This window comes from Roseateles sp. P5_B10, assembly GCF_056400485.1.
The window spans coordinates 1-597 of the sequence record NZ_JBFULE010001606.1 but is presented as its reverse complement, the minus strand read 5'-3'; the positions used below and the strand labels follow the sequence as shown (position 1 = coordinate 597).

Here is a 597-nt window from a genome sequence, read left to right as displayed (position 1 = left end):
ATCTGTTACAGCCCACCCACGTCTGCCGTGCCTGATTCCAGTTCCAGCCCCGCCGCCCCACCGCCGAAGAGCTTTGGCCGCTTTGAGCTGCGCGCGTTGCTGTCCAAGARCGCCCGCAGCCTGATCTGGGGCGTCTTCGACCCCCGCCATGGCCAGGAGCTGATGCTCTGCATGCCGCGTGACAAGCCCAACAGCGCGGCCGCGCTGGAGCATTGGCTGCGCATGGCCCAAGGTGCCGAGCGGGTGCAGCACCCCAACCTGGCACGTCCGTTCGAGATCGGCCAGATCGAGAACTGGCCTTATGTGGCCTACGACCGCGCCCTGGGCGAGACGCTGGACGAGCGCCTGGCGCGCCAGAACGCGCCCCTGCCCATCGACGCGGCCGGCTGGATTGCCCAGTTGCTCGAAGGCCTGGCCTTCGCCCATGAGGCCGGCCACGCCCACCGGGACATCCAGACCGCCAGCCTCGTCATCGACGCCGGCGACAAGGTGCGCCTCATTGGCCTGGAAGTCGCGCAGGAGGTCTTCCCGGCCACGGTGGATTTCAACGCCGTGACGCGCCGTGCGGTGCGCGAGTCGGCCGAGGAGGACGTGCTC

At 69.0% G+C, this 597-nt stretch carries 1 protein-coding gene; it reads left to right on the top strand.

Annotation, left to right across the window (positions count from 1 at the left end; genetic code table 11):
• Window positions 1–27 precede the first annotated feature (27 nt).
• The coding region (locus AC1DU6_RS34860; RefSeq protein WP_477863101.1) for a protein kinase domain-containing protein at window positions 28–597 on the top strand (570 nt) is incomplete at its 3' end.